This window comes from Chelativorans sp. YIM 93263, assembly GCF_028767125.1.
Taxonomy (GTDB): domain Bacteria; phylum Pseudomonadota; class Alphaproteobacteria; order Rhizobiales; family Rhizobiaceae; genus Chelativorans.
The window spans coordinates 353,766-379,948 of sequence record NZ_JAKCWP010000001.1; the positions used below are offsets into that span (position 1 = coordinate 353,766).

Here is a 26,183-nt window from a genome sequence, read left to right on the forward strand (position 1 = left end):
CGGGCCAAGCGGTCAACTGTTGAGGAGTGGCGCTATCGCACGCGCGAGGCGACGAACTCCGGATAAGCCTCGACGCCGATTTCGCCAACGTCGAGCCCACTTTCTTCTTCGTCGGGCTTCACTCTCAGGCCCACTGTCACCTTGAGAATCATCCAGATGACGAACGAGACGGCGAAGGTGAACACGCCATACGCGACAATGCCGACGATCTGGACGCCGAAGCTCGTATCTCCATTCGTCAGAGGCACGGCCAGCGTGCCCCAGATACCGGCGATCAGATGGACCGGAATCGCGCCGACCACATCATCGATCTTGAGCTTGTCGAGAAGCGGTACCGTGAAGACGACGATCACGCCGCCGACCGCGCCGATGAGAATCGCGGCAAACGGGCTGGGCGTGAGAGGTTCCGCCGTGATCGAGACGAGACCGGCCAGCGCACCGTTGAGCACGAAGGTGATATCGACCTTCTTGTATACGATCTGCGTCAGAATAAGCGTGGCGACCACACCGCCGGCAGCGGCGAGATTGGTGTTGGCGAAGATGCGGCTGACGTCGGATGCGTCGGCGTTGGAAGCCAACGCAAGCTGGGACGCACCGTTGAAGCCGAACCAGCCGAGCCACAGGATGAAAGTGCCGAGCGTGGCGAGCGCCATATTGGAGCCGGGGATCGGCTGCACTTGTCCCTGCGGACCGTATTTGCCCTCGCGCGCGCCAAGCAGAATAGCGCCGGCAAGCGCCGCCCAACCCCCCACCGAATGGACGAGCGTCGATCCGGCGAAGTCGGAAAAGCCCATCTCGGCGAGCCAGCCGCCGCCCCATTGCCATGATCCGGCAATCGGATAGATGAACCCGGTCAGGATGACGACGAAAATGAGGAACGGCCACAGCTTGATGCGCTCTGCCAGCGTCCCCGACACGATCGAGGCGGCTGTCGCCACGAAGACCATCTGGAAGAACCAGTCCGAAGCGACCGCGTAATCGCCTTCGTTGGCCACGCCTGCATCCGGCCAGTTGTACGGCCACAACGTGCCGAAGAAGCCGTTCACGTCGACATACATCAGCGAGTAGCCCACCGCCCAATACATCAGACCGGCGATGGAATAGAGGGCTATATTCTTCAAGAGCTGCATCGATACGTTCTTCGAACGCACCATGCCGGCCTCGAGCATCGCAAAACCGGCCGCCATCCACATGACGAGGAAGCCACCCATGAGGAACAAGAGCGTGTTGAAAACAAAGGCTGTCTCGCCGCTTACGCTAGCCGCGGTCGTCCCCGCCTCCACGGCTTCTTCAGCCGCCTCCTGAGCGGCAGCCGGCAATGCGGCGAAGACGGCCAAGGCGATTCCCCCAAGCCCAACCCAGCGGCTCGCGATTGTAAAGTTCGGAAGTTTCATTCTCGTTCTCCTTGAAGACCCGAAATCGCTCACAGCGCGTCCGTGTCGGTCTCACCGGTGCGAATCCGCACCGCCTTCTCAATGTTCTGGATGAAGATCTTTCCGTCGCCGATCTGTCCGGTTTTGGCCGCATCGGCGATGGCTTCGACAGTCTGGTCGACCAGATCCGCATCGACAGCCACCTCGATCTTGACCTTCGGCAAAAAGCTCACGGCATACTCGGCGCCACGGTAGATCTCAGTGTGCCCTTTCTGCCGCCCATAACCCTTGACCTCGGTGACGGTCAGGCCCTGGATGCCAAGCCCAGTCAGCGCTTCACGCACTGCATCCAGCTTGAACGGTTTTACGATTGCCACCACGAGTTTCATCATCTCACCTCGGCTTGCGGAAGAACCGCGTTGCGTGTGAGCCGGCGCCCCGCCGGAGCCGGCTATGCCAAAGGAGAATCAAATGCCGTGCCAGTTTCACGACATGCAGCACAAGGTGCTGATATTACAGGAGAAACAAGCGACACTAGTCGGTCGGAGCGACGGTCGCATTCCCGCGCCTGCACAAAGAGCAGGCAAATCTGCGATATTGCCTATTTCTTCCGCAGCCGAACCAACCCTTCCTGGGCGACCGAGGCGATGAGCCTTCCCTCGCGCGAATAGATGTTTCCACGCGAAAGACCGCGTGCTCCGCGGGAAGAGGGGCTGTCCTGCGTATAGAGAAGCCAGTCGTCGAGCGGATCGGGCCGATGAAACCACATCGCGTGATCGAGGCTGGCCATCTGCAGCTCGGGATCGAAGATCGAGCGCCCATGCGCGAATGTCACGGTATCGAGCAGCGTCAGGTCGGAAAGATAAGCCAGCACCGCGGCCTGCACACAGCGGTCGTCGGGCACCGGGCCCGTTGCGCGTAGCCAGATATGCTGAAAGGGCGGAAGCTTGTCCCGCGTCGTATAGTGCTCCAAGCTGACAGGGCGGATCTCAACCGGACGCTCGCGCTCCCAGTATCGGCGAATATTTTCCGGAATCCGATCGCCGAACGCGGCGAGGAACTCTTTCATCGCGCCGAGCGTCTCCGGTGATGGAACACCATCCGGCATCGGAAGTTGATGTTCCAGGCCGTCCTCGTCGATCTGAAAAGAGGCGGAAAGGGAGAAGATTGCATGGCCGTGCTGGATGGCGACGACACGCCTGGTCGTAAAGCTGCCGCCGTCGCGGATACGGTCCACTTCGTAGATGATCGGAACGGTCGGATCGCCGGGCCGCATGAAATAGCAGTGCAGCGAATGAACGAAACGGTGGGCAGCGACGGTCCGCTGGGCGGCGGCAAGCGCCTGGCCGATCACTTGTCCGCCGAAAACGCGCTGCCAGCCGACTTGCGGACTGCGACCACGAAACAGGTTGTGTTCAATCCGCTCCAGATCAAGTATGTGGAGAAGCTCCTGCATCGCGGATGTCATCGGACCGGCTCCTCCGGAGCGTTACGGACCACGTTGACAAACAGAAGGGCAGGCGCGAAGTCAAGCCGGCAAGGCGTGAAGCGGAGTGGGCGGCCATGAGTGAGACGGTTCGGGACACACGGCTTTCAGGACCATTTGACGTGACGATCGCCGGCGCCGGCTATGTCGGGCTCGCCGTTGCCGTTGCGCTGCGTCACGCCCGCCCGGAGCTCGATATCCTGGTGGTTGACGCCGCGCCGGAAGGCGTGTGGCAGCGCGACGGCCGCGCTTCCGCAATCGCCGCCGCCGCCGCACGCATGCTGCACCAGCTCGGCTGCTGGCATGAGATCGCGCCGGAAGCACAGCCGATCACCGATATGGTGATTACCGATTCGCGCACCTCGGACCCTGTTCGGCCGGTGTTCCTGACATTCGGCGGTGAAGCCGCTCCCGGCGAGCCTTTCGCGCATATGGTCATGAACCGGGATCTGACAGGAGCGCTGCGCCGGCGTGCCGCCGAGTTGGGCGTCGAGATCGTTCAGGATGCGGCCGTGGACGGGTTCGATACCGATCCAGGCTCCGTGGCAATCCATTTCGCCGGCGGTGGGACAAGCCGCACGCGCCTTCTGGTCGCGGCCGACGGGGTGAAGTCTCGCTTGCGTGAAATGGCCGGCATCCGCACGGTCAACTGGGAATACGGCCAATCGGGGATCGTCTGCACGGTAGCCCATGAACGTCCCCACAACGGAAGGGCGGAAGAGCATTTTCTGCCGGCTGGCCCCTTCGCCACGCTGCCGCTGAAGGGCAACCGCTCCTCCATCGTCTGGACGGAGCGGACCGGGGACGCGGAACGGCTGGTCGCCGAGGACGATTTCGTCTTCGAGCATGAGCTCGAGCAGCGTTTCGGTCTCAAGCTCGGCGAAATTCATGTCGAAGGGCCGCGGCGCGCGTGGCCGCTCGGTTTGACGCTGGCGCGCGATTTCGTCCGCCCGCGCTTCGCGCTCGCCGGCGATGCAGCGCATGGTATCCATCCCATAGCAGGGCAGGGCCTCAATCTGGGCTTCAAGGATGCGGCCGCGCTCGCGCAGGTGGTGGTCGAAGCGGACCGGCTGGGCGAGGACATAGGCGCGCTTGGCGTGCTCCACCGTTATGAGCGCTGGCGTCGCTTCGATACGCTTCAGATGGGCGTGACCACAGACGTTCTGAACCGCCTTTTTTCGAACGATTTCATGCCGCTTCGCGCCGCGCGGGACATCGGTCTGGGGCTGGTGGACCGAATGCCCGGCATGAAGGGTTTCTTCGTCAGACAGGCATCTGGGCTGACGGGTAGCGCACCGCGTTTGCTTCACGGCGAAGCTATATGAGCACACGAAAGGGAGTGTAGGGATGAAGCGACATGCAAATGCAATGTGGAAAGGATCGCTCACCAGCGGTTCCGGGCGGCTGGATACACAGAGTCAGGCAATCGGAGACTTGCCGCTGAGTTTCAAGGCCCGCTTCGAGGACGAAGAGGGCAGGGCCGGGACCAATCCCGAAGAACTGATCGCGGCGGCTCATGCGAGCTGTATTGCGATGCAGCTCGCCCATATGCTCGCCGAGAACGGCACCCCGGCCGAAACGCTCTACTCCAAGGCCGAGATCGATCTTCAGCCCGCACAGGGAGGCGGGTTTGAGATCCGGAGCAGCACTTTGACGATGATCGGTAAGGTCCCCGGGCTCGAGGAAGAAGAATTCAAGGAAATGGCCAACAAGGCCAAGAAGTCGTGTCCCGTTTCCAAGGCGCTTGCGGCGATCGACATCTCGCTTGACGCACGTTTTGGATAATAACGACAGTTTCGGTATAAAATCGCCCCGCTCGCGCAATGGAAGGTCGCGCGGGCGGGATACATTGCAACCAAAAGTCCCCCAAACGCCCTAGATTATAATGCAGATGAGACATTCGGGAGGATGTCATGCTGCATACCCGCGAGCCGAGGACTCTAAGGCGCCCCTCCGGCGCTGCTGGACCGGCAATCTCCGACATTACCGAGGAAGCTTCCAAGCTTCCGGCATTCGACGGTCACGAGCGCATCTGGTGCGGCCGCGATGAAACGTGCGGCCTGACCGCCATCGTCGCAATCCACAATACCGCACTGGGCCCGGCCTTGGGCGGCACCCGCATATGGCGGCACGAGACCTTCGAGGCCGCGCTGACTGACGCGCTGCGCCTGTCGCGCGGAATGACATACAAGGCCGCCGTAGCCGGCCTCCCGCTCGGCGGCGGCAAGGCCGTTATCATCGCCGACCCCAAGACCGAGAAGAACGAGAACCTTCTCACCGCCTATGCCCGAATGCTGTCCGCGCTGGAGGGCCAGTTCTTCACCGCCGAAGACGTCGGCATGACGCTGGCTGACGCCGATTTTCTGCGCTCGAAAACCTCGAACGTGGTCGGCACGACGAAGGGTGGCAGCGGCAATCCTTCGCCGGCGACGGCGGAGGGCGTCTTCCTCGGCCTCAAGGCTGCGCTGAAACACCGTCGCGGTTCCGGCGATCTTTCGCGCGTACGCGTGGCCGTCCAGGGGCTCGGCTCGGTCGGCTGGGTCCTGTGCGAAAAGCTTCGCGCGGAGGGAGCCTTATTAACGGTCTGCGATGTCGATGAGACACGCATGCAATCGGCGCGCGAGGCATTTGACGCAACACCGGTCCCGGCCGACAGGATCACGGCCGTCGAATGCGACATCTTCGCGCCGTGCGCCCTCGGCGGCGTCATTTCCGATGAGACCATTCCCGGACTGAAAGCGCAGATCATAGCCGGCTCGGCCAACAATCAACTCGCCCGGCACGAGGATGCCCGCGCGCTCATGGAACGCCGGGTGCTTTACGTTCCCGATTACGTGATAAACGCGGGCGGACTCATCAACGTAGCGACCGATCTGTCACCCGGCGGCTACAATCGCCAGGCTGCAATGCAGAAAGTGGCCAAGATACCGAAGGCCGTTACGGCCATTCTTTCGCGTGCGGAAGCGCAGAGCAGGCCAACGAACGATGTCGCGGCCGACATCGCCTGGGAGCGTATTCGGGCCGCGATAACCGATTAAGCGACGGTTGTTCCACCACCACCGAGCCTTGCGGCAGCATGGGCTGCAGTGGCGGAACTAACCGTGAACACGGCCTCAGGACGCGTCGCTTACGGGTAATTCCCGACGGGCAGTTATTTGGCAATGCCTCGCAAGGCCGATTCGCCCCAGACCTCCTGAAGCCGAAGGTCACGCCCGCAGCCCTCGCGATAGCCCTCATAGGCCTGCGCCTTCGTTATCAGACCGAAGCGCGTAAAGATTCGCTCATCGCTCTGATAGTAATTCTGGTGGTAATCCTCCGCCGGCCAGAACTCGCTTGCCGGCAGGATGGGCGTGACGACCTCGCGGCCGAGCTCTTCCTCGGCCGCCCGTTTGGCTTCTTCCGCCGCCGCCTGTTGTGCATCGTCGAGCACGTAAATGGCCGTACTGTAACCCTTACCCCGATCGCAGAACTGGCCATCCGGATCGGTCGGATCAACGGAATGGAAGAAGACGTCCAGAAGCTCTTCGTAGGTGACCTGGGCATCATCGAACGTAATTTCCACGGCCTCCCTGTGGCCGCCTGATGAATAATTCCCGTACGTCGGGCTTTCCGTCTCCCCGCCCGTATAGCCGGAGACGGTCGAAGTAACGCCCTGGACCTTGTCGAAATCCGCTTCGACGCACCAGAAGCAGCCGCCAGCGAAGATCGCGGTTGCCGTCTCGGCCGATGAAGAAGCGGCAGCGCCCAGGAACACGGAAGCGAAAACCGCAGCGGCAGCGGCGAAGGTACGGACCATGGAATTCTCCCTTTCCGAAGAATTTATCGGCCGCAATCGCCCTTGCAAACCCGGTCCTGCTACACGCTTACGTGAAGAGCGGCCAGGAAGGCCGCGGAACAGGCGCTCAGATCTGCCGTTCGACCATCATCTGCTTGATTTCCGCGATCGCCTTGGCCGGGTTCAGCCCCTTCGGGCAAGTCTGTGTGCAATTCATGATCGTGTGGCAGCGATAAAGGCGGAAAGGATCCTCGAGCATGTCCAGCCGCTCGCCGGTCGCCTCGTCGCGGGAATCGATAAGCCAGCGGTAGGCCTGCAGAAGCACGGCCGGCCCGAGATAGCGCTCACCGTTCCACCAGTAACTGGGGCACGAGGTCTGACAGCAGAAGCACAGGATACACTCGTATAGACCGTCGAGTTTCTCCCGGTCCTCGTGGCTCTGCAGCCACTCATTGGCGGGCTCCGGCGTTACCGTCTGCAGCCATGGCTCAATGGACGAAAGCTGCGCATAAGGCACAGAAAGGTCCGGCACCAAATCCTTTACCACCGGCATATGCGGCAGCGGATAGATTTTCACTGAATGATCGATTTCATCCATGCCCTTGGTGCAGGCGAGCGTATTCGCGCCATCGATATTCATGGCACATGACCCGCAAATGCCCTCGCGGCAGGAGCGCCGGAAGGTCAGCGTCGGGTCGATGTGATCCTTGATCCAAATCAGTGCATCCAGAACCATCGGCCCGCAATCGTCCAAGTCGACGTAGTAGGTGTCGACACGCGGGTTTTCAGTCTCGTCCGGCGACCAGCGGTAGACTCGGTATTCACGCAGATTGGTCGCGCCCTCGGGCTTCGGCCAGACCTTGCCTTCCTTGACCTTGGAGTTCTTGGGGAGAGTCAGTTCGACCATAATACCCTCAAATCAATATACGCGCGCCTTCGGCGCGATCTTGGCGGGATCGATCCCGCCTTCTTCATGTTTCAGCATCGGCTCGGCGTGAACAGGCCTGTAGCCGAGTTTTACATTTCCATTCTCATCGACCCATGACAGCGTGTGCTCGCGCCAGTTCTTGTCGTCACGCTCCGTAAAATCCTCACGCGCATGTGCGCCCCGGCTCTCCTTGCGTGCCTCGGCGGAGTAGACCGTGGTCACCGCATTCGCCATTAGATTTTCCAGTTCGAGCGTCTCCACAAGATCCGAGTTCCAGATCATGGAGCGGTCAAAAACCTTTATATCGGCAAGTTCGCCCCAGACTTGCGAAATGCGCCGGCAGCCCTGCTCCAGCGTCTCTTGCGTGCGGAAGACCGCCGCATCTTCCTGCATGATGCGCTGCATTCGCTCGCGCAGCTGCGCGGTCGGCGTTCCGCCATCGGCGTGACGGATGCGGTCGAAGCGGTCCATGATCTTTTCACACGCCGCCTCGTTGATCGGCGGCACCTTTGAGTCGCGATCCACGACCCTGCCGGCACGGATAGCCGCCGCGCGGCCGAAAACGACCAGATCGATGAGCGAGTTCGAACCGAGCCGGTTCGCCCCGTGCACGGAGGCGCTGGCCGCCTCGCCCACCGCCATCAGACCGGGCGCGACGGCATCCGGATTGTCTGCCGTCGGGTTGAGGACCTCGCCCCAGTGGTTGGTGGGGATCCCACCCATATTGTAGTGCACCGTGGGAAGTACCGGGATCGGGTCGCGCGTCACGTCCACGCCGGCGAAAATACGCGCCGATTCGGAAATACCGGGCAGGCGCTCGTGGATCACATCCGGATCGAGGTGGTCGAGATGCAGGTAGATGTGGTCTTTGTTCTTGCCCACACCGCGGCCCTCGCGAATTTCCATGGTCATGCAGCGCGAAACGACGTCGCGGGACGCGAGGTCCTTGGCCGAAGGCGCATAACGCTCCATGAAGCGTTCACCCTCGGAATTGACGAGATAACCACCCTCGCCGCGCACGCCTTCCGTAATCAGGCAGCCGGCGCCATAAATGCCGGTCGGGTGGAACTGCACGAACTCCATATCCTGTAGCGGCAGCCCGGCGCGCGCGAGCATCCCATTGCCGTCGCCCGTGCAGGTGTGTGCGGACGTGCAGGAGAAATACGCTCGCCCGTAACCTCCGGTCGCAAGCACTACCATCTTGGCGGAGAAGCGGTGAATGGTCCCGTCGTCCAGGTTCCAGGCCACCACGCCCGTGCACACGCCATCGTCCGACATGATCAGATCGAGCGCGAAATACTCGATGAAGAACTGGGCGTGGTGCTTGACCGATTGGCCATAGAGCGTGTGGAGGATGGCATGACCGGTCCGGTCCGCCGCCGCGCAGGTGCGCTGGACGGGCGGGCCGTCGCCGAAGTTCTGCATGTGGCCGCCGAAGGGGCGCTGGTAGATCTTGCCCTCCTCCGTACGGGAAAAGGGCACGCCGTAGTGCTCCAGCTCGTAAACGGCCGCCGGCGCCTCACGCGCCAGATACTCCATGGCATCCACGTCGCCCAACCAGTCGGAGCCCTTCACGGTGTCGTAAAGATGCCACTGCCAGTGGTCCGGACCCATATTCCGCAGTGAGGCGGCGATCCCCCCCTGCGCCGCGACAGTATGTGATCGTGTCGGGAAAACCTTGGTAATGCAGGCTGTCTTAAGGCCCTGCTCCGCCATGCCGAGCGTGGCGCGCAAGCCGGCGCCGCCGGCACCGACGACCACGACGTCGAAAGCGTGGTCGACATAGCTGTAGGCCTCGCCGGCCTTGTTTGTTGCTGCTTCAGCCAAAGTTCAGCCTCCAAGGGCGATTTTGAGGAGGGCGTAGAGCGCGATCGCTCCGACCACGATAGGGAAAAAGGTGTTGAGGACGATGAGTGTAATCTTTGCCGCCTCGCCATGCACGTAGTCCTCGATGATGACCTGCATGCCGATGCGCATATGATAGAGCACCGAGAGGAACGCGAAGGCGATGAGCAACGCGACTATCGGATTGGCCAGGGCCGCACGTACCTCTTCATAAGACGCGCCGCTATAGACCGCGACAAAGCCGATGAAGAACAGGATGAGAGGCAGGTTTGAAATCGCCGTCAGCCGCTGCCGCCAGAAATGTTCCGTACCCGATCGCGCCGCGCCGAGCCCCCGAACGCGCCCCAGCGGTGTTCGCATGTCCGCCATATCAGAATGCCCCCTTTACCGCGTAAGCGACACCCCAGAGGAGGAGTGTGAGCACGATCGAACCAATCAGATTGGCTACAGCCATCCGCGTCGCGGTGCCTTTTTCCAGCCCGTGTATTGTATCCCACACAAGATAACGTATCCCGCCCAGCATGTGATGCACGAGTGCCCAAGTGTATCCGAAAATCACCAATTGGCCGGGAATGGAACCGAACAGACCGTTGATGAAACTAAATTGCTCCTCCGAGCCTGCCGCGGCAAGCAGCCAGAGGGCAAATAACACGGTTCCGAAATAGAGCGCTCCCCCGGTGATTCGATGAAGAATCGACATCAGCATGGTTGGGGTGAAGCGGTAGATTTGAAGATGCGGCGAGAGCGGTCTCGCCCGGGTGGCTGTGGATTTGCTCATGGCTTTCCCGTTTCCTTGCCGGCAGACGGGGTGCTGCCATGCTTTGCTGCACCGCACCCCAAAACCTCGGCAGGGGTTTTCTAATGCGGTTTTTACAACGCGTCAAAGCCGCTAGAGAAACATGCGCAACTTCAATCGGTTGAAAATTTTCCGGGCCGGATCAGCGGTCGTCGAAACGAATCACATGACTGGTCCAGTCGGCCGGCGCAGCGATCTGTTCATATAGCCTTCGGCCTTCTGCCGGTTGGCGCGGCGCATTGAGAACCAGCCGGGCCCAGCCACGTTCCTCCGCCTGGTCACTCAGCACGTCTACCAGCGCCTTGGCGATGCCTTTTCCGCGGTGGTCGTGATGGACGAAGACGTTCTCGACCAGGGCGTAGCGCAACCCGGAAAGAGGGTCGGGCAAATCATAGAAGATTGCGAACCCCACAAGCTCGCTGTCGACACGCGCTCCCAGAACCCCCACTGCGGGATCCTGCAGCAGAGTCTCTGCATAGAAGGTATCGGGCCGGCGCGGCGCGCCGCGCTTTAATGATTGTACATGAGCCGCTAGGAGGGGTGCCAGTGCGGGAGCCTCCTGGAGCCCCAGCGGCGCGATATCGATTGTATGGTTCTCGCTCATGGCGATTCCGGATTGTCGGTTCCCTTTATATTCATTCGGCGAAATCCGCCCGTCCTGTCAATCGCGATGATTCACCGGCACCCGTGACAAAAGTTAATTAAGCGTTAAGTTAGAGAGGGATGAGCCGAATGGAGCGTGGCGATGGATTTTGGCAGACTTATCTCGCCGGCCGGGTGCGCCGGGTTCGGGGGCGCACTTGTGGCGCTCGGCTTAGCCGTCGGGTCCGCGTCCGCTGGCGGTTGGTTCGATGAGACACGCTACGCCGACAGCTTCGGCAACCTGATCATCCATAGTCCTTCCGGCTACAAGCGCATCCTCGTGGGCCGTGAATATCGTGCACAGGCGTACGAGCAACGTGAAGCCGAAGATGACCGCGTAGCTTATGTCGAGCGAAGGCGCGGCCGGATTTATCTGCACGAACGCTCTCATTGCCCCTATGGGGCACTCGTAAAGGGCCGCAGCTATATGTATGGCCTGCCCGACGGCGTGGTCCCGGTGCTCACCGCACCCTGTCGTCGATAGGGACGCATGTTCATGAGCCGCCTCCGCGAAACGCTGAAACAGTGGGTCTTCGTCAGCGCGCTGCTCGGCGCGGCGTTTATCCTGGGTCTGGAATTGCGCACCTTGGTGGAGCGGCACGGCCTCTGGCCGGGAGGCGGAGCAGCGACGGCAGTCCTGCCGCCCGCCGTAAACGCGAATTTGGTGCCCCCGCAAGCCGATCCGCGCAGTTTTGTTACAGCCGATGAAGATGCCCTGCGCCAGCCCATGGTGTTCCGGCCGGCACCCGGTGGTGTGCTGCGGGCAACGGGCACCATAGACCTGGGCGCAGCGAGCCGGCTAGCGGCAGCGCTCGACAATGAGGAACAGATAAGCACCGTCAGTTTCAACTCACCCGGCGGTACGCTCAACGACGCCATGGCGATAGCCCGGCTTCTGCGGCAACGGGGTCTGACGGCAGTGGTCGAAGGTGGTGCGGTCTGCGCGTCCTCCTGCCCGCTCGCTCTGGCTGGCGGACGGGAGCGCATGGTCAGCCCCCAGGCGGCTATCGGTGTCCACCAGTTCTACTCCAGCATGGAAGGCAGCGCCGATCCGTTGCAGGCGGCGGCGGACGCGCAGATGACGGCCGCGCGTATTGCGCGCCACCTCAGCGAAATGGGTATCGATCCCGCCATTTGGCTCTATGCGTTGGAGACCCCGCCGCGCGCGCTTTACTATCTGCGCGAGCACGAGTTACGGCGGTACCGCCTCGTTACGGAACCGCGCCTGTCCTGACGCGTTTGCGAGATGCTAAGGAGTGTCTCAATGGCCGATACGCGGATGCTAATTGACCATCAAGAAATTCGCGATTGGGCGGCCGCACGTGCCGGCCAACCCGCGCTGAACGATCCCGTTCTCGGGACAACTGAAACCGAACCTGTGCTCTGCTTCGCGTTTGGTCAGCACGCCTATCAGGATACTGACCGTGGCGCCGAGCCGGTCGGCGGTGTGCAGATTACCGACTGGGAAACCTGGTTCCGACTGTTCGAAGAGCGCAAGCTAGCGCTCGTGGTCGCCGAGGACGTGCCCGGCCGGCGTGAGGAATTCCACGAATTCATCCGCCGGCCGTAGCCCGACTACTCGATTACGCCGCAAGCGATACGGTCGCCCGCTTCACCGGATGGTTGACTGCTGTAATCATCCGCTTCTGCGTGGAGGACGACGGCCGAGCCGTCCTCGTCCATGAGCGGGTTGTCCCCGCCTTCTTCAAGCGAGACCCTATCCGTAAAGAATTCGACCCTCAGGACGCCGTCCTCGCCGACGTGCACATTGGGCAGGTCGCCCGGATGCGGGCCGTCCTCGCTATGGACACCATGTTCTCTGTCCCCCGCGTAGTGGCCACCCGCAGACTCGAAGGCGTCCGCAGCATCACACTCTCCGGTTTCGTGAATATGAAAGCCGTGCGGACCAGACGGGAGGTCCGTCATCTCGACCATGATATGCACCATGCCCGAAGCGGTCGAATTGAAGGTCACCGTGCCGACATCGTTCTCGTCCGTGTCGACCACGGTGGCAGCGGCTTGCTGCTCCTGCGCTCCCGCAATGGAGACGGGCAGCAGCGCCGCCAGGATTACCGCGGCTGGAATACGCATGAAGATCTCTCCTGTGGACCGATTCCTCTTTGCAGCAGTGCCCGTCACACGTTCCGCGGGCAGGGCTCCGCTGCAACCGCCGAACACGGCCTGGAGAGAATTGTTTCATAAGAATGCTGGCTGCGGCTGCACGTCCGCACTTTCATCGAGCCCGTGCGCAGATCTAGAAGACTACGGCCGATCAACCGTCAGCATACAAACCGCACCGATATCGACGTTTCCGCCCATACTCGTAGCGGCGCGAGGGGCGCGGTGCGTGTCAGAAAACTTTGAACTCTTACTACTACAATCAGGCGGGAATGATCGCGCCTTCCAGTGTGGTGAGCTGCCCCAGGAATTCTTCCGCCCGGCTGCGCGTTTCCTCGTCACGCGCACTCTCAGCCTCGGACCTCGCCTGCTCGATGCGACGCGCAATATCTTCGCGATTGACTTCCGAGACGTGCGTTGCGGTTTCGGCCAGCAGCCGGCATCCATTGGGTAGCACATCGGCAAAACCGCCGAACACAACATACCGGTCCTGATCGCCGCCAGGCTTGACAATGGTGATGATGCCCGGCCTGATACTGGTCATTGTGGGCGCATGATCGGCCAGCACGGTCATTTCGCCGTCGGTTCCCGGAATAACGACCTGCTCGACCTCTTCGGAAACCAGAAGCCGCTCGGGAGAGACCAGTTCAAAGGTGAAAGTTTCAGCCATGATGTTCTGCCGATCGAAGTTCGGCGGACAGAGATGAGGGTTCCCCAACCCTGTCCGCGATGAGTGTCAAGCGCCTTAAGCAGCTTCCGCGGCCAGCTTCTCTGCCTTCTTGACCGCATCCTCGATGGTGCCGACCATGTAGAACGCGGCTTCCGGTAGGTGATCGTACTCACCGGCGACGAGCCCTTTGAAGCCCTTGATCGTGTCAGCGAGGTCGACCAGCACGCCCGGCGAGCCAGTGAAGACCTCGGCCACGAAGAAAGGCTGCGACAGGAAGCGCTCGATCTTGCGCGCGCGCGCCACTGTCAGCTTGTCCTCTTCAGAAAGCTCGTCCATGCCGAGAATGGCAATGATGTCCTGCAGCGACTTATAGCGCTGCAGCGTCTGCTGCACATCGCGCGCCACTTGATAGTGCTCCTCGCCGACAACCATCGGATCGAGCATGCGGGAGGTAGAGTCGAGCGGGTCGACGGCGGGATAAATCCCCTTCTCGGAGATGGCGCGGTTGAGCACCGTGGTCGCGTCCAGATGGGCGAAGGAGGTCGCCGGCGCCGGGTCGGTCAGGTCATCAGCGGGCACATAAATGGCCTGCACCGAGGTGATCGAGCCCGTCGTCGTAGTGGTGATGCGCTCCTGTAGCATGCCCATGTCCGTGGCGAGCGTCGGCTGATAACCCACGGCCGAGGGAATGCGGCCGAGAAGCGCCGACACCTCAGAGCCTGCCTGCGTGAAGCGGAAGATGTTGTCCACGAAGAACAGCACGTCCTGTCCCTGGTCTCGGAAATATTCCGCCACCGTCAGGCCGGTCAGGCCGACGCGGGCGCGGGCGCCGGGCGGCTCGTTCATCTGGCCGTAAACAAGCGCGGCCTTGGAGCCTTCGCCACCGCCGGCCTTGTTCACGCCCGAGTCGATGAACTCGTGATAAAGGTCGTTTCCTTCACGCGTGCGCTCACCGACGCCGGCGAAAACCGAGTAGCCGCCATGGGCCTTGGCAACGTTGTTGATCAGTTCCTGAATGAGCACCGTCTTGCCCACACCGGCGCCGCCGAACAAGCCAATCTTGCCACCCTTTGCGTAAGGTGCGAGCAGATCGAGCACCTTGATGCCCGTGACCAGAATTTCCGACTCGGTCGACTGGTCGATGTATTCCGGGGCCGGCTGGTGAATGCCGCGCATTTCCGTCGCGTCAATCGGGCCGGCCTCATCCGTGGGTTCACCGATCACATTAATGATGCGACCGAGCATCTCGGGTCCGACGGGCACGGAAATGGGCGCGCCGGTATCCGTCACCTTCTGCCCGCGCACCAGACCTTCCGTGCCATCCATGGCGATGGTGCGGACGGTGTTTTCACCCAGATGCTGCGCAACCTCAAGCACGAGCCGGTTGCCGTGATTGTCGGTCTCAAGCGCGTTCAGGATCGCCGGCAGATGCTCTTCGAACTGCACGTCCACGACGGCGCCGATGACCTGCCGGACGGTGCCGGTCGAGCCGGACGCATTGACGCTGGCCGCCGGGGTCTTCCGCGTCGCCGCCGCCTTTGTTGTGGTGCTCCGCCTGGTCGTCGACTTCGCAGCCGGTTTGGGGGCTTCCGTCGTCTTGGCGGCACCTGACTGGGCCCGCTTCGGGGTCGCTGCTTTCGCCATCTTATCCCTCTTGGTCCGTTAGAGCGCTTCCGCGCCCGAAATGATCTCGATCAGTTCCTTGGTGATCTGTGCCTGCCGCTGGCGATTGTAACTGATTGACAGCTTGTCGATCATTTCGCCGGCATTGCGCGTGGCATTGTCCATGGCCGTCATTCTGGCGCCCATCTCGCCGGCGGCATTCTCCAGAAGTGCCCGGAAAATCTGCACCGCGATATTTCGCGGGATGAGATCGGCCAGGATGGACGCCGCGTCCGGTTCGTACTCGTACTTGACTTCGGCGCTGTCCGCCTGCTCATCCGACTTCTCGACATCGGCCGGTATGATCTGCTGGGCGGTCGGAACCTGGCTGATGACCGATTTGAACTGCGAATAGAACAGGGTACAGACGTCGAACTCGCCTTCCTCGAACAGCCCGATGATACGCCTAGCGATGGAACTGGCATCGGCGAAACCGATCTGCTTGATCTCTCGCAGATCGATGCGATCGATAATCGAACGCTCGAAGTCGCGGCGCAGGATATCATATCCCTTTTTGCCTATGCAGAGGATCTTCACCTGCTTACCGTCTTTCAGAAGCCGGCGCGTATGCTCGCGCGCACGCCGCGCGATCTGACTGTTGAAGCCGCCGCACAGGCCACGTTCTGCCGTGCACACGACGAGCAGATGGACATCGTCCCGGCCCGTGCCCGCCATTAAAGGCGGCGCATCACTACCGGAGATCGAGCCGGAGAGATTGGCCAGCACCTCATCCATCCGCTCGGCATACGGCCGCGCGGCCTCGACTGCGTCCTGCGCGCGACGCAGCTTGGCCGCGGCGACCATCTGCATCGCCTTGGTGATCTTCTGCGTCGACTTGACCGAGGCGATCCGGTTGCGGAGATCCTTGAGTGAAGGCATGCGCGTTCAGCCTCAGGTAAAGTTCTTTGCGAAGGCCTCGATCTCGGCCTTCAGCTTGTCGCGCAACTCATCCGAAAGAGCTTTCTCCTTGCGGATGGCGTCGAGCACGTCCTTGCCCTCCGAACGCATATGCGTCAGCAGGTCCTGCTCGAAGCGCGTTACGTCCTTCAGCTCGAGCTTGTCGAGGAAGCCCTGGACGCCGGCGAAGATGACGACCACCTGCTCTTCCGTTTTCAACGGAGAGAACTGCTGCTGCTTGAGAAGCTCCGTCAGCCGGGCGCCCCGGTTAAGGAGGCGCTGGGTCGCGGCATCAAGGTCCGAACCGAACTGCGCGAAGGCAGCCATCTCGCGGTACTGGGCAAGCTCACCCTTGATCGAGCCGGCGACCTGCTTCATCGCCTTGACCTGCGCCGAGGAGCCGACGCGCGAGACCGACAGACCGACGTTCACCGCCGGGCGAACGCCCTGGAAGAACAGGTCGGTCTCCAGGAAGATCTGACCGTCCGTGATCGAGATCACATTGGTCGGGATGTAAGCCGAGACGTCGTTGGCCTGGGTTTCAATGATCGGCAATGCCGTCAGCGAACCTGCGCCATTGTCCTCGTTCATTTTCGCCGCGCGCTCGAGAAGACGCGAGTGCAGATAGAACACGTCACCCGGATAGGCTTCACGGCCCGGCGGGCGGCGCAGAAGCAGCGACATCTGACGGTAGGCGACCGCCTGCTTCGACAGATCGTCATAGCCGATCACGGCATGCATGCCGTTGTCGCGGAAATATTCGCCCATGGCACACCCCGCAAACGGCGCCAGGAACTGCATAGGCGCCGAATCGGATGCGGTGGCGGCAACAATGATGGAGTAGTCCAGCGCGCCACGCTCTTCCAGAACCTTCACGAACTGCGCGACGGTGGAGCGCTTCTGGCCCACGGCGACATAGACGCAGTAGAGCTTCTGGCTCTCGTCGTCGCCCTCGTTGAGCGGCTTCTGGTTGAGGAAAGTGTCGAGAACGATGGCGGTCTTGCCGGTCTGGCGGTCGCCAATGATCAGCTCGCGCTGGCCGCGGCCGACGGGGATCAGCGCGTCAATCGCCTTGAGACCCGTAGCCATGGGCTCATGCACCGACTTCCGAGGAATGATGCCCGGCGCCTTGACATCCACACGGCGACGTTCCTTGGCCTTGATCGGCCCCTTTCCGTCAATGGGATTGCCCAGCGCATCCACCACACGGCCGAGAAGCTCCGGGCCGACCGGAACGTCGACGATCGTACCGGTGCGCTTGACCGTATCGCCTTCCTTGATGTCGCGGTCGGAACCGAAGATCACGGCACCGACATTGTCGACCTCGAGATTGAGCGCCATACCGCGAATACCGCCGGGAAACTCCACCATTTCACCGGCCTGGATATTATCGAGACCGTAAATGCGGGCGATACCGTCGCCGACCGAGAGCACCTGGCCGACCTCGGAGACTTCGGCCTCCCTGCCGAAATTCTTGATCTGGTCCTTGAGAATTGCGGAAATTTCCGCCGCGCGGATATCCATCAGCCGACCTCTTTCAGTGCAAGCTTGAGCGAATTGAGTTTGGTTTTGAGCGACGTGTCGATCTGGCGCGAGCCGAGCTTCACGACGAGACCGCCGAGCAGGGACGGGTCAACACTGGCATTGACCGTGACATCCTTGCCGACCACCTCCTTGAGAGCAGCCTTTAGCTCTTGCTCCTGTGCCGCGGTGAGCGCATGGGCGGACATGACGTCTGCCGTTGCCTCGCCACGCGCCTGCGCCGCGAACTCGCGAAATGCGCGAATCATCTGCGGCACGGCGAACAGCCGCCGGTTTTTTGCGACGACACGAATGAAGTTCCCGACGAGCCCGCCAAACGCGGCCTTGCCGAGCACTGCGTCCACCGCCTTGAATTGCTCGTCCGCCGAAAATACGGGGCTTTTGATCAACCGCCGGAAGTCAGGGCTCTCCTCAAGCATCCGCTCGAAACGGGCGAGATCGCTCTCAACAGCGGAGACCGCGTTGGATTCCTGAGCCAAATCGAACAGCGACCGCGCATAGCGGCCTGCCACTCCGGAGATCATCGAGCCAGATTCTGCCACGGGATGGTCTCTCTCACAGCTTGAGGGTCATAGATTTTGCGTTAGAGTCGTTTGGACCCGAGGCTAAATCTCTAACCTTATTGATGTTTTTATCAACACAGGCAACGGACGTCGCCGTCCCCCGGCCGAAAGCCGATTGCCGTCTAGCACAGCCTTACGGGACTCGCAACACGCCGGAACGGGGGATTTATGTCCCCATTGTCGCAGTCCCTGTTAAGCAAGCAACCCGAAGGCAAACGCCAGCGGGAAAAACGACAGCAAAACAGCCATAAGCAATCCGATCCAGCCAGGCCGCTGGTTATCGCCGTCCGCCAGCATAGAGATGATCCGGCCCAGGGCGGCCAATGCCCAACCCAGTCCCAGGGCGACATAAAGGAGCGGCTGGGCAAGCAGAATCGCCGACAAACCGATCCCCGCTGCAAAACCTCCGAACAAGGACCGCGTCAGGCCGAGCGCCGCAGCTTCACCTCTCCCGACGTTGACACCGGCGCGGCGCAGACTTGACCGCGGGAACAGCATGAATGCGATGCCCATCAGCACCGTCACAATGGCCGCCCCCCAGGCGAGCCATTCACCTTGGCTGTAAGGCCATGGAAAAGCAAAGTTCATATCGATTCTTTCCCCCAAACTGGCAATCACGATTCACCGTAATGATACCGGACGCGATCACAAAAAGCTCTGCGGGTCGATATCCACCTGCACACGGACCGAGCCCCTTGGCTTCGGAGCGGTTTCAAGCATGTGGCGAACATAGGACTGCAGATCGGCGCGCCGCCCGCCCTGCACCAGCAGACGGAAGCGATAACGGCCGGCAACGAGCGCCAGCGGTGCTTCGGCCGGACCAAGCACGGCAATTTCATCCGCACCGGGCGCAGCACGGCGTATAGCGCGCGCATGGTTTTCCGCATCCGCTCGCGCAGCCGCACTGACGATAACGGCCGCCAGGCGTCCGAAAGGCGGCAGCCCCGCGCGCTCCCGCTCTGCAACTTCACGCTCGTAGAACGTCTCGGCGTCGCCGGAAACGAGAGCCCGCATGACCGGATGCTCGGGCTGATAGGTTTGCAGAAGTCCGGTGCTTTTCTTGCCCGAGCGCCCGGCGCGCCCGGTCACCTGGCTGAGCAGTTGGAACGTGCGCTCGGCTGCCCGCGGGTCGCCATTCGCCAGGCCGAGGTCGGCATCAACCACGCCGACCAGCGTCATGGAAGGAAAGTTGTGTCCCTTGGCGACAAGCTGCGTGCCGATGACAATGTCCGCCTCACCTTCTGCGATCGCTTCCAGTTCGAGGCGCAGGCGCTTTACCCCACCCAAAAGATCAGATGACAGAACGATCGTTCGTGCCTCGGGAAAGTGCCGGTCGACCTCCTCCGCGATACGTTCGATTCCCGGACCGCAGGCCACCAGGTGATCCAGCGTTCCGCATTCCGGACAGGCCTCCGGCTGGGGCTCGTTGTGCCCGCAATGATGGCAGGCAAGCTGCCGCCGGAAACGATGCTCGACCAGCCAGCTCGAGCAGTTCGGACACTGGAAGCGGTGTCCGCAGACGCGGCAAAGCGTCAGCGGCGCATAACCCCTGCGGTTAAGGAAAAGGAGTGCCTGCTCCTCCCGCTCGAGCGTCCGGCCCATCGCCTCTATGAGCACCGGGGAAAGAAAGCCCCCGCGCTCCGGCGGGGCCTTGCGCATGTCGACGCTGCTGAGTTCCGGCAGTGCGGCATCGGCGAAGCGCGCGGGAAGCACGATACGCTCGTATCGGCCCTGTTCGGCATTGACTCGGCTTTCCAGCGACGGGGTCGCGGAGGCAAGGACGACGGTAAAATCACCGAGGCGTCCACGCACTACGCTCATGTCCCGGGCGCTGTAGAAGATGCGATCCTCCTGCTTATAGGCGGGATCGTGCTCCTCGTCGACGACGACAAGACCGAGTTCCCGAAAAGGCAGGAAAAGCGCGGAGCGCGCGCCGGCCACCACACGCACCTGCCCCTCGGCGACTTGCCGCCAGACACGTTCTCGCTTACGGGGCGCTAGGTCGGAGTGCCATTCGGCGGGTTTGGCACCGAACCGGTCGTGAAAGCGTTCGAGAAACGCCTGGGTGAGCGCGATTTCGGGGAGCAGGATGAGCACCTGTTTGCCTGCCTCCAGAGCTGCCGCAACCGCCTCGAAATAAACCTCCGTCTTGCCGGAGCCGGTCACCCCGTCGAGCAGTGTGACCCCAAAGCCACCCGACCTTGTCTTTTGATGCAAGTGCGCGGCTGCCTTTGCCTGGTCTGGCGTTAGATCGGCGCGCCCGAATGTCGGATCGGGGACAGGCACGATCGGACGGGGTGGAATCTCCACCCGCTCGAACACGTCCTGTCCCGCCAGACCGTCAACGACACTCAAGGAAACTCCGGCGGCGTGGGCGAGGCCGGATCGGGTCCACGCCTGACCGTCGGCGGCAAGACTCAGGACGCGCTCGCGCGCCGCTGTCATTCGATCGGGCCGACGCTCCGTCAGGCGCAGTCCCTCGCTCGGCGGCTCGGGGTCGAAAGCAGCAGGTGCGCGCAGCGCCATCCGGGCGACCATGCCCGGTGCGGAAAGCGTATAGTTCGCGACCCACTCGATGAAGCGGCGCATCTCCGTCTGTAATGGCGGGCAGTCGAAGACCTGAGCGATCTCCCGGAGCTTTTTCGACTCGACCGCTTCGCCATCGCCATCCCAGGCAACACCCGCAACTTGCCGCGGCCCTAACGGCACACGCAGAATTGCACCCGGCGGCACATCGGTCCCTTCCGGCACGGCATAGGAGTAAGGGCGCTCCGTGGGGACGGGCACCATGACGGGAATCACGTTTTTGCGTGGCGAATCTCGATTCATCAGACGTGACCTTGCCGGTTTCTTGGTTTAGAGCAAGGCCGAGCTTAGATGAGGGTAGAGTACGCCGATCGCCCCCCGCCGCATGAAAGGAGAAACTGAATGAAATTTTTCGTCGATACCGCCGACGTGAGCGAAATCCGCGAACTCAGCGACACCGGGCTCCTGGACGGAGTGACGACCAATCCTTCGCTGATCATGAAATCGGGCCGCCCCATTTTGGAAGTAACCAAGGAAATCTGCGACATTGTCGACGGTCCGGTCTCTGCCGAGGTGACCGCGGTCGAGTTCAACGAGATGATGCGTGAAGCCGATATTCTTTCAGAACTCGCCGAGAACGTCTGCATCAAGGTACCGCTTACGATGGACGGATTGAAGGCCTGTAAGGCGCTGTCCTCGAGCGGCAGGAAAGTCAATGTCACGCTTTGCTTCTCCGCCAATCAGGCGCTCCTTGCTGCGAAAGCCGGCGCCACGTTCATCTCACCCTTTATCGGCCGGCTGGACGACACGGGCATCGACGGTATGGAGCTCATATCGGAGATTCGCACCATCTACGACAATTACGATTTCGACACCGAGATTTTGGCGGCCTCTATCCGCACGACAAACCACGTCAAGCAGGCCGCTTTGATCGGCGCGGATGTGGTCACGGTTCCCCCAGCAGTGCTGAAATCTCTCGCCAAGCACCCGCTGACCGACAAGGGATTGGAAGCGTTCCTTGCCGACTGGGCGAAAACGGGTCAGAAAATCGGCTGAGCTTCGGCTCAGCCTCCGAACTCGGTGTGGGGATTTTCCGCAAGCTTTTGAACCGTATGATCCTGTAGCCGGGCGGCCAATTCGGCCGGATCTCCTTCGAGCAGATTCGGCATGATCGGCTTTCCAATCGTCATGTCGAAGCCGCGGCCCTTCTTGTTCAAAAGTTCGTGGAAAAGCGTCATATCGCGCAGTTCTGTCGAATACTTGGACAGGAAATAGAAAAGTCCCGAGTTCCGGGCTGCCATATTGACCGGAATGATCGGGACCTCGTATCGGCGCGCGAGCGCGATGACGGAAGGCTGCCAGGGCCGCTCCGTCAGCTTGTCGACGTTCCAGAAAGCGACACGGCCGGCTGGGAAAAGGACCACCGCCTTTTCCTGGGCGAAGGCTTTGCCGGTCATTTCCAGCGTGTCGCGGCTCTTCGCGTGCGATTTCTCGTTCGGACGCCATTCCACCGGAATGATGAGATCCCGGAATCGCGCGTTGACGCGCAGCGCATCGCGATTGGCAAAAACCGCCATATCCGGCCGCACGGTCTTCATCAGATCGAAGATGGCGACGCCGTCGGCGATTCCGGTCGGATGGGTTGGTGCGAGAATGAAGCAGCCCTTCTGCGGGATGTGCTCGATTCCGCGGGTGGAAATGTTCAGCGAAAGCAGTTCGCTGATATAGGTCATCGCGTCCCAGCCGGAGAGCTGGGCGATTTCGTCGGCCATCGCGACGGCGTGCCGATAGTGCAGAAAGCGGTAAAGCAACGGCCGCGCCACGGGCCATAGCGGATTTTGCGAAAGATGCGTCGTCCGCTCCGCAATGAGCTGATCGACGATATGCCGGGTGTCGTCGGCTGCGAGCGTATCACGCTTCAAAACACGACTTCCAAGGACCCCGGCAACCGACATGAGCGTCGTATGTAAGCTCATTGGCGAAGCACTCCGTTGGCGGCTGTTTCACCGAAAACTGTGACGGCGCAATGACTACTCCCGATCAATACAGGCGAACGTTCTTTGTTCCTGCGAAAAAGACAATAGCATAGACAGCTTATAACACGGATTGTTCATCGGGCGTCCAGACGGGTGATGTCCTGAGCGACAGTCAGGCGAAGAAGCTCGGCCAACTCGCGGGCGGCACGGTTTTCGGCATCGCGCTCGGCGCGCAGCCTGGCAAATTCCTGGCGCGGCCGGTCGAACGCAGAGCTTATCTGCCGCTTACCGCTCGCGACGACATCGCCGGTTTCAGTGTCTTCCAGGCGGTAATCTCCGGTCAGGGTGACCATGCCCGCAGTCGGCTCGTTCTCTCCGGCCCGCTGAATCTCCGCTGCGGAACTGGCTCTGCTCGTCACCGCCAAATTCAGGATGTAGTCTGGATTTTCCGGCTGGCCGGACCCACCGCCGAAGAGGAAAATGAGGTGGTTGCGAACCTCCTGCGCCGGGCGCGTATTGACCGGCGCAATGGCGACGGAATCAAGCGCCGCCGGATTCTGCGATGCCGGTCCGGTCGCCAAAAGGGGCCGCACCGTGCAGCCGCTGGCAAACACCAGCACCGAGACAGCGACCGCCAGCCCCGCCCTGCGAATCAGTGACCTCAAAACCTGCCCTCCTCAGGCGACCACATTGACGATTCGCTGCGGAACCACGATCACCTTGCGCGGCGCGGCGCCGTTCAGCGCTTTCTGCACAAAATCGAGTTCGAGAACCGCCTTCTCCACCGCAGCTTGATCCGCATCGCGCGCGATTGTCAAATCACCACGTTTTTTGCCATTGATCTGCACAGGCAGGACAATCTCCTCGTCCACCACCAGCGCCGGATCGTACTCCGGCCATACCGCCTCGGCCACGAGCCCCTTGCCGCCGATTTGTGCCCAGCATTCCTCCGCCAGGTGCGGCATGAAAGGCGCAATGAGCCGAATCAGGATCTCGATGGCTTCCCGGGCCGCGGCACGGGTTTCGTCTCCGGCAGTGTCCAGCTTGGAAAGCGGCCCCTGCAAATCCCTCACCAACTCGTGGATGCGGGCGATTGCGCGATTAAAGGCAAGTCGCTCGATGTCATTGCCGACGATTTTCAGCGCCTTGTGCGCGCTCTTGGAAATGCTTGCGGCATCGCCCTGTCGCGCGGCCCGCGCCTTATGCTTTTCGATCGCCGGCGCCGCTTCGGTAACCAGGCGCCAAACGCGCTGGACGAACCGATGCGCGCCTGCCGCGCCCTCGTCGGTCCACTCCACGTCGCGGTCGGGCGGAGAGTCCGACAGCATGAACCACCGCGCGGTGTCCGCGCCGAAGGAATCGATGATATCCTCCGGGCTCACCGTGTTCTTCTTCGATTTGGACATCTTCTCAAGCGAGCCGATGGAGACTTCCTCGCTTGTGGCGATTTCCACGGCTTTTCGATCCGATCCGGAGCCTTCCACCCGCACTTCGCTCGGCGCGAGCCAGCGCCCGTCCTTCGCACGGTAGGTCTCGTGCACCACCATGCCCTGGGTGAACAGGCCTCTGAACGGCTCGTCGAGACCAAGATGGCCGGTGTCCCGCATGCCGCGCGTGAAAAAGCGCGAGTAGAGCAGGTGCAGAATCGCATGCTCGATGCCGCCGATATACTGGTCCACCGGCAACCATCGGTTTGTCACCTCAGGCTTCGTCGGCGTGTCGGCATGGGGCGTCGTAAAGCGGGCGAAATACCACGAGGAATCCACGAAAGTATCCATCGTGTCGGTTTCGCGCTGCGCGTCGCCACCGCATTTCGGGCATTTGACGTGCCGCCACGTGGGATGACGGTCGAGAGGGTTACCCGGCTGCTCGAAATCGATGTCGTCCGGCAGCTTCACCGGCAAGTCTTCCTTCGGCACCGGCACCACACCGCAGGTCTCGCAGTGGATCATGGGGATCGGGCAGCCCCAGTAGCGCTGGCGGGAGACGCCCCAGTCGCGCAGGCGGAAATTCACCTTGCGCTCGGCAACAGGCTTGCCGCCAAGCGTCTCGTTCTCCAGCCGCTTGGCCACCTCCTCGAAGGCAGCGTCATTCGACAGGCCATCGAGAAAGTGCGAATTTATCATCACGCCATCGTCCGTATACGCTTCTTCCGTGATCTGGAAGGCCTCGGGGTCCGCCCCTTCCGGCATCACGACGGGTGTGACGGGAAGCCCGTACTTGTTGGCGAAGTCGAGGTCGCGCTGGTCACCCGACGGGCAACCGAAGATCGCGCCCGTGCCGTACTCCATCAGCACGAAATTGGCCACATAGACGGGCAGCGTCCACTCCGGATCGAAGGGGTGACGCACACGAATACCCGTGTCTAAGCCCTTCTTCTCCACTGTCTCGAGCGATGCAGCCGACGTGCCTACGCGGCGGCATTCTTCTATGAAAGCGGCAAGTTCCGGATTCTTCTCAGCTGCCTTCTTCGCCAGCGGATGGTCGGCTGACACTGCCATGAAAGAGGCGCCGAAGATCGTGTCTGGCCGGGTCGTATAAACCTCGAGCTCCTGTTCGCCGCCCGGCGCCGTATCCTCCACCAGCGGCCACCGGATGGAAAGTCCTTCAGACCGGCCGATCCAGTTGCGCTGCATCAAACGCACCTTGTCAGGCCACGCGTCGAGCCGGTCGATCGCATTGAGGAGATCCTCGGAGTAATCCGTGATCTTGAAGAACCACTGCGCCAGCTCACGGCTTTCCACCTCGGCGCCGGAGCGCCAGCCGCGCCCGTCGATCACCTGCTCGTTGGCCAATACGGTCCGGTCGACCGGGTCCCAGTTCACTTTCGAGGTCTTCCGGGTTACCAAATCCTTCGCATGGAAATCTAGGAAGAGCATCTGCTGGCGGTGGTAGTAATCAACGTCGCAGGTGGCGAACTCGCGGCTCCAGTCCAGAGACAGGCCCATCATCTTGAGCTGCGCGCGCATGGTAGCAATGTTCTGGTAGGTCCACTCCTTGGGATGGACCTTATTTTGCATCGCCGCATTCTCGGCCGGCATGCCGAAAGCGTCCCAACCCATGGGATGCAGCACGTTGAAGCCCTTGGCGCGCTTGTAACGCGCCACCACATCGCCCATCGTATAGTTGCGCGTGTGGCCTATGTGGATGCGCCCCGATGGATAGGGAAACATCTCGAGCACGTAATAGGTGGGCAGGCTCTCGTCGTCTTTTGCTTCAAAAAGGCGCGCGTCCTCCCACGCCTTTTGCCAGCGAGGTTCCGATTCGCGCGGATTGTAACGTTCGGTTGCCATGCCTTGCATTTCACATAGAAAGAGAGAATTTTCCGGCGGACCTTCACCATGGTTTTCACAAACCGTCAACTCCGCACGGCCATTTCCGCCC

At 61.5% G+C, this 26,183-nt stretch carries 27 protein-coding genes; 7 read left to right on the top strand and 20 right to left on the bottom strand.

Going from position 1 to position 26,183, the window contains the following annotated elements:
- Positions 1–32: 32 nt before the first annotated feature.
- The 3 genes from LY631_RS01690 to tesB all read right to left on the bottom strand — a co-directional run bounded on the left by LY631_RS01690 (position 33) and on the right by tesB (position 2,841).
- Positions 33–1,394, bottom strand: coding sequence for an ammonium transporter (locus LY631_RS01690; protein ID WP_274423375.1), 1,362 nt, complete (start codon positions 1,392–1,394; stop codon positions 33–35).
- 29 nt (positions 1,395–1,423) lie between these two features.
- Positions 1,424–1,762 carry a P-II family nitrogen regulator gene (locus tag LY631_RS01695; protein WP_274423874.1) on the bottom strand — a complete coding sequence of 113 codons (339 nt, stop codon included), beginning with the start codon at positions 1,760–1,762 and terminating at the stop codon, positions 1,424–1,426.
- Between the two features lie 212 nt (positions 1,763–1,974).
- Entirely contained in the window at positions 1,975–2,841 is an 867-nt protein-coding gene (gene tesB, locus LY631_RS01700) for an acyl-CoA thioesterase II (RefSeq protein ID WP_274423376.1), read from the bottom strand.
- A 95-nt stretch (positions 2,842–2,936) separates the two neighbouring features.
- Here tesB and LY631_RS01705 point away from each other — a divergent pair, with 95 nt between their 5' ends.
- The 3 genes from LY631_RS01705 (at position 2,937) to LY631_RS01715 (ending at position 5,897) form a co-directional block, all read left to right on the top strand.
- The gene (locus tag LY631_RS01705; protein ID WP_274423377.1) at positions 2,937–4,184 is read left to right on the top strand and encodes a ubiquinone biosynthesis hydroxylase; all 1,248 of its coding nucleotides are present in this window, start codon (positions 2,937–2,939) and stop codon (positions 4,182–4,184) included.
- A gap of 22 nt (positions 4,185–4,206) precedes the next feature.
- Positions 4,207–4,644: an OsmC family protein gene (locus LY631_RS01710; protein ID WP_274423378.1), complete on the top strand. Its 438-nt coding sequence runs from the start codon at positions 4,207–4,209 to the stop codon at positions 4,642–4,644.
- A 128-nt stretch (positions 4,645–4,772) separates the two neighbouring features.
- Positions 4,773–5,897 carry a Glu/Leu/Phe/Val family dehydrogenase gene (locus LY631_RS01715; RefSeq protein ID WP_274423379.1) on the top strand — a complete coding sequence of 375 codons (1,125 nt, stop codon included), beginning with the start codon at positions 4,773–4,775 and terminating at the stop codon, positions 5,895–5,897.
- 113 nt (positions 5,898–6,010) lie between these two features.
- On the opposite strand, the gene msrA is transcribed toward LY631_RS01715, so the two are convergent.
- From msrA to LY631_RS01745, 6 genes are all read right to left on the bottom strand, one after another.
- The gene (msrA, locus tag LY631_RS01720; protein WP_274423380.1) at positions 6,011–6,655 is read right to left on the bottom strand and encodes a peptide-methionine (S)-S-oxide reductase MsrA; all 645 of its coding nucleotides are present in this window, start codon (positions 6,653–6,655) and stop codon (positions 6,011–6,013) included.
- 106 nt (positions 6,656–6,761) lie between these two features.
- Positions 6,762–7,541: a succinate dehydrogenase iron-sulfur subunit gene (locus LY631_RS01725; RefSeq protein WP_274423381.1), complete on the bottom strand. Its 780-nt coding sequence runs from the start codon at positions 7,539–7,541 to the stop codon at positions 6,762–6,764.
- 12 nt (positions 7,542–7,553) lie between these two features.
- The gene (gene sdhA, locus LY631_RS01730; RefSeq protein ID WP_274423382.1) at positions 7,554–9,389 is read right to left on the bottom strand and encodes a succinate dehydrogenase flavoprotein subunit; all 1,836 of its coding nucleotides are present in this window, start codon (positions 9,387–9,389) and stop codon (positions 7,554–7,556) included.
- Positions 9,390–9,392: 3 nt separating this feature from the next.
- Positions 9,393–9,776, bottom strand: coding sequence for a succinate dehydrogenase, hydrophobic membrane anchor protein (gene sdhD / locus LY631_RS01735; RefSeq protein ID WP_274423383.1), 384 nt, complete (start codon positions 9,774–9,776; stop codon positions 9,393–9,395).
- A 1-nt stretch (position 9,777) separates the two neighbouring features.
- Positions 9,778–10,185, bottom strand: a complete 408-nt coding sequence (sdhC, locus tag LY631_RS01740; RefSeq protein ID WP_274423384.1) for a succinate dehydrogenase, cytochrome b556 subunit — start codon at positions 10,183–10,185, stop codon at positions 9,778–9,780.
- Between the two features lie 160 nt (positions 10,186–10,345).
- The gene (locus LY631_RS01745; protein WP_274423385.1) at positions 10,346–10,807 is read right to left on the bottom strand and encodes a GNAT family N-acetyltransferase; all 462 of its coding nucleotides are present in this window, start codon (positions 10,805–10,807) and stop codon (positions 10,346–10,348) included.
- A gap of 141 nt (positions 10,808–10,948) precedes the next feature.
- Here LY631_RS01745 and LY631_RS01750 point away from each other — a divergent pair, with 141 nt between their 5' ends.
- The 3 genes from LY631_RS01750 to LY631_RS01760 are packed head-to-tail and all read left to right on the top strand — an operon-like array spanning position 10,949 to position 12,415.
- A complete protein-coding gene (locus tag LY631_RS01750; RefSeq protein WP_274423386.1) occupies positions 10,949–11,329 on the top strand; it encodes a hypothetical protein in 381 nt (126 codons plus the stop codon).
- Positions 11,330–11,341: 12 nt separating this feature from the next.
- Positions 11,342–12,079, top strand: coding sequence for an ATP-dependent Clp protease proteolytic subunit (locus tag LY631_RS01755; RefSeq protein ID WP_274423387.1), 738 nt, complete (start codon positions 11,342–11,344; stop codon positions 12,077–12,079).
- A 30-nt stretch (positions 12,080–12,109) separates the two neighbouring features.
- Positions 12,110–12,415, top strand: coding sequence for a hypothetical protein (locus LY631_RS01760; RefSeq protein ID WP_274423388.1), 306 nt, complete (start codon positions 12,110–12,112; stop codon positions 12,413–12,415).
- Between the two features lie 5 nt (positions 12,416–12,420).
- Here the strand turns inward: LY631_RS01760 and LY631_RS01765 are convergent, their stop codons facing one another.
- The 8 genes from LY631_RS01765 to LY631_RS01800 all read right to left on the bottom strand — a co-directional run bounded on the left by LY631_RS01765 (position 12,421) and on the right by LY631_RS01800 (position 21,126).
- Positions 12,421–12,936: a superoxide dismutase family protein gene (locus LY631_RS01765; protein WP_274423389.1), complete on the bottom strand. Its 516-nt coding sequence runs from the start codon at positions 12,934–12,936 to the stop codon at positions 12,421–12,423.
- A gap of 289 nt (positions 12,937–13,225) precedes the next feature.
- Positions 13,226–13,633, bottom strand: a complete 408-nt coding sequence (locus tag LY631_RS01770; protein ID WP_274423390.1) for a F0F1 ATP synthase subunit epsilon — start codon at positions 13,631–13,633, stop codon at positions 13,226–13,228.
- 75 nt (positions 13,634–13,708) lie between these two features.
- Complete coding sequence (atpD, locus tag LY631_RS01775) at positions 13,709–15,277, bottom strand: F0F1 ATP synthase subunit beta (protein ID WP_274423391.1); 1,569 nt, start codon at positions 15,275–15,277, stop codon at positions 13,709–13,711.
- 18 nt (positions 15,278–15,295) lie between these two features.
- Positions 15,296–16,174, bottom strand: coding sequence for a F0F1 ATP synthase subunit gamma (locus LY631_RS01780; protein ID WP_274423392.1), 879 nt, complete (start codon positions 16,172–16,174; stop codon positions 15,296–15,298).
- A 12-nt stretch (positions 16,175–16,186) separates the two neighbouring features.
- Positions 16,187–17,716, bottom strand: a complete 1,530-nt coding sequence (atpA, locus tag LY631_RS01785) for a F0F1 ATP synthase subunit alpha (RefSeq protein WP_274423393.1) — start codon at positions 17,714–17,716, stop codon at positions 16,187–16,189.
- Positions 17,716–18,276 (bottom strand): F0F1 ATP synthase subunit delta, encoded by a 561-nt coding sequence (locus LY631_RS01790; protein WP_274423394.1) that lies wholly within the window; start codon positions 18,274–18,276, stop codon positions 17,716–17,718. Before LY631_RS01790 ends, atpA begins: the two co-directional genes overlap by 1 nt.
- A gap of 213 nt (positions 18,277–18,489) precedes the next feature.
- Complete coding sequence (locus LY631_RS01795; protein WP_274423395.1) at positions 18,490–18,915, bottom strand: AGROH133_08824 family phage infection protein; 426 nt, start codon at positions 18,913–18,915, stop codon at positions 18,490–18,492.
- A 27-nt stretch (positions 18,916–18,942) separates the two neighbouring features.
- The gene (locus tag LY631_RS01800) at positions 18,943–21,126 is read right to left on the bottom strand and encodes a primosomal protein N' (protein ID WP_274423396.1); all 2,184 of its coding nucleotides are present in this window, start codon (positions 21,124–21,126) and stop codon (positions 18,943–18,945) included.
- A 99-nt stretch (positions 21,127–21,225) separates the two neighbouring features.
- On the opposite strand from LY631_RS01800, the gene fsa reads away from it, so the two are divergent.
- A complete protein-coding gene (gene fsa / locus LY631_RS01805) occupies positions 21,226–21,879 on the top strand; it encodes a fructose-6-phosphate aldolase (RefSeq protein WP_274423397.1) in 654 nt (217 codons plus the stop codon).
- An 8-nt stretch (positions 21,880–21,887) separates the two neighbouring features.
- On the opposite strand, the gene LY631_RS01810 is transcribed toward fsa, so the two are convergent.
- The 3 genes from LY631_RS01810 to leuS all read right to left on the bottom strand — a co-directional run bounded on the left by LY631_RS01810 (position 21,888) and on the right by leuS (position 26,092).
- Positions 21,888–22,799, bottom strand: a complete 912-nt coding sequence (locus tag LY631_RS01810) for a GNAT family N-acetyltransferase (RefSeq protein ID WP_274423398.1) — start codon at positions 22,797–22,799, stop codon at positions 21,888–21,890.
- Between the two features lie 134 nt (positions 22,800–22,933).
- Positions 22,934–23,464, bottom strand: a complete 531-nt coding sequence (lptE, locus tag LY631_RS01815) for an LPS assembly lipoprotein LptE (RefSeq protein WP_274423399.1) — start codon at positions 23,462–23,464, stop codon at positions 22,934–22,936.
- Positions 23,465–23,476: 12 nt separating this feature from the next.
- Complete coding sequence (gene leuS, locus LY631_RS01820; protein WP_274423400.1) at positions 23,477–26,092, bottom strand: leucine--tRNA ligase; 2,616 nt, start codon at positions 26,090–26,092, stop codon at positions 23,477–23,479.
- Between the last annotated feature and the right edge of the window lie 91 nt (positions 26,093–26,183).

Bases quoted from the DNA above. Each gene is read 5' to 3' on its own strand.
- LY631_RS01725 (WP_274423381.1), bottom strand. From the start codon at position 7,541: ATGGTCGAACTGACTCTCCCCAAGAACTCCAAGGTCAAGGAAGGCAAG.
- sdhC (WP_274423384.1), bottom strand. From the start codon at position 10,185: ATGAGCAAATCCACAGCCACCCGGGCGAGACCGCTCTCGCCGCATCTT.
- fsa (WP_274423397.1), top strand. From the start codon at position 21,226: ATGAAATTTTTCGTCGATACCGCCGACGTGAGCGAAATCCGCGAACTC.
- LY631_RS01710 (WP_274423378.1), top strand. From the start codon at position 4,207: ATGAAGCGACATGCAAATGCAATGTGGAAAGGATCGCTCACCAGCGGT.
- LY631_RS01770 (WP_274423390.1), bottom strand. From the start codon at position 13,633: ATGGCTGAAACTTTCACCTTTGAACTGGTCTCTCCCGAGCGGCTTCTG.
- LY631_RS01780 (WP_274423392.1), bottom strand. From the start codon at position 16,174: ATGCCTTCACTCAAGGATCTCCGCAACCGGATCGCCTCGGTCAAGTCG.
- sdhD (WP_274423383.1), bottom strand. From the start codon at position 9,776: ATGGCGGACATGCGAACACCGCTGGGGCGCGTTCGGGGGCTCGGCGCG.
- LY631_RS01695 (WP_274423874.1), bottom strand. From the start codon at position 1,762: ATGAAACTCGTGGTGGCAATCGTAAAACCGTTCAAGCTGGATGCAGTG.
- LY631_RS01705 (WP_274423377.1), top strand. From the start codon at position 2,937: ATGAGTGAGACGGTTCGGGACACACGGCTTTCAGGACCATTTGACGTG.
- tesB (WP_274423376.1), bottom strand. From the start codon at position 2,841: ATGACATCCGCGATGCAGGAGCTTCTCCACATACTTGATCTGGAGCGG.
- atpD (WP_274423391.1), bottom strand. From the start codon at position 15,277: ATGGCGAAAGCAGCGACCCCGAAGCGGGCCCAGTCAGGTGCCGCCAAG.
- LY631_RS01715 (WP_274423379.1), top strand. From the start codon at position 4,773: ATGCTGCATACCCGCGAGCCGAGGACTCTAAGGCGCCCCTCCGGCGCT.
- LY631_RS01765 (WP_274423389.1), bottom strand. From the start codon at position 12,936: ATGCGTATTCCAGCCGCGGTAATCCTGGCGGCGCTGCTGCCCGTCTCC.
- msrA (WP_274423380.1), bottom strand. From the start codon at position 6,655: ATGGTCCGTACCTTCGCCGCTGCCGCTGCGGTTTTCGCTTCCGTGTTC.
- leuS (WP_274423400.1), bottom strand. From the start codon at position 26,092: ATGGCAACCGAACGTTACAATCCGCGCGAATCGGAACCTCGCTGGCAA.
- LY631_RS01755 (WP_274423387.1), top strand. From the start codon at position 11,342: ATGAGCCGCCTCCGCGAAACGCTGAAACAGTGGGTCTTCGTCAGCGCG.
- LY631_RS01745 (WP_274423385.1), bottom strand. From the start codon at position 10,807: ATGAGCGAGAACCATACAATCGATATCGCGCCGCTGGGGCTCCAGGAG.
- LY631_RS01760 (WP_274423388.1), top strand. From the start codon at position 12,110: ATGGCCGATACGCGGATGCTAATTGACCATCAAGAAATTCGCGATTGG.
- LY631_RS01810 (WP_274423398.1), bottom strand. From the start codon at position 22,799: ATGAGCTTACATACGACGCTCATGTCGGTTGCCGGGGTCCTTGGAAGT.
- atpA (WP_274423393.1), bottom strand. From the start codon at position 17,716: ATGGATATCCGCGCGGCGGAAATTTCCGCAATTCTCAAGGACCAGATC.
- LY631_RS01750 (WP_274423386.1), top strand. From the start codon at position 10,949: ATGGATTTTGGCAGACTTATCTCGCCGGCCGGGTGCGCCGGGTTCGGG.
- LY631_RS01800 (WP_274423396.1), bottom strand. From the start codon at position 21,126: ATGAATCGAGATTCGCCACGCAAAAACGTGATTCCCGTCATGGTGCCC.
- LY631_RS01690 (WP_274423375.1), bottom strand. From the start codon at position 1,394: ATGAAACTTCCGAACTTTACAATCGCGAGCCGCTGGGTTGGGCTTGGG.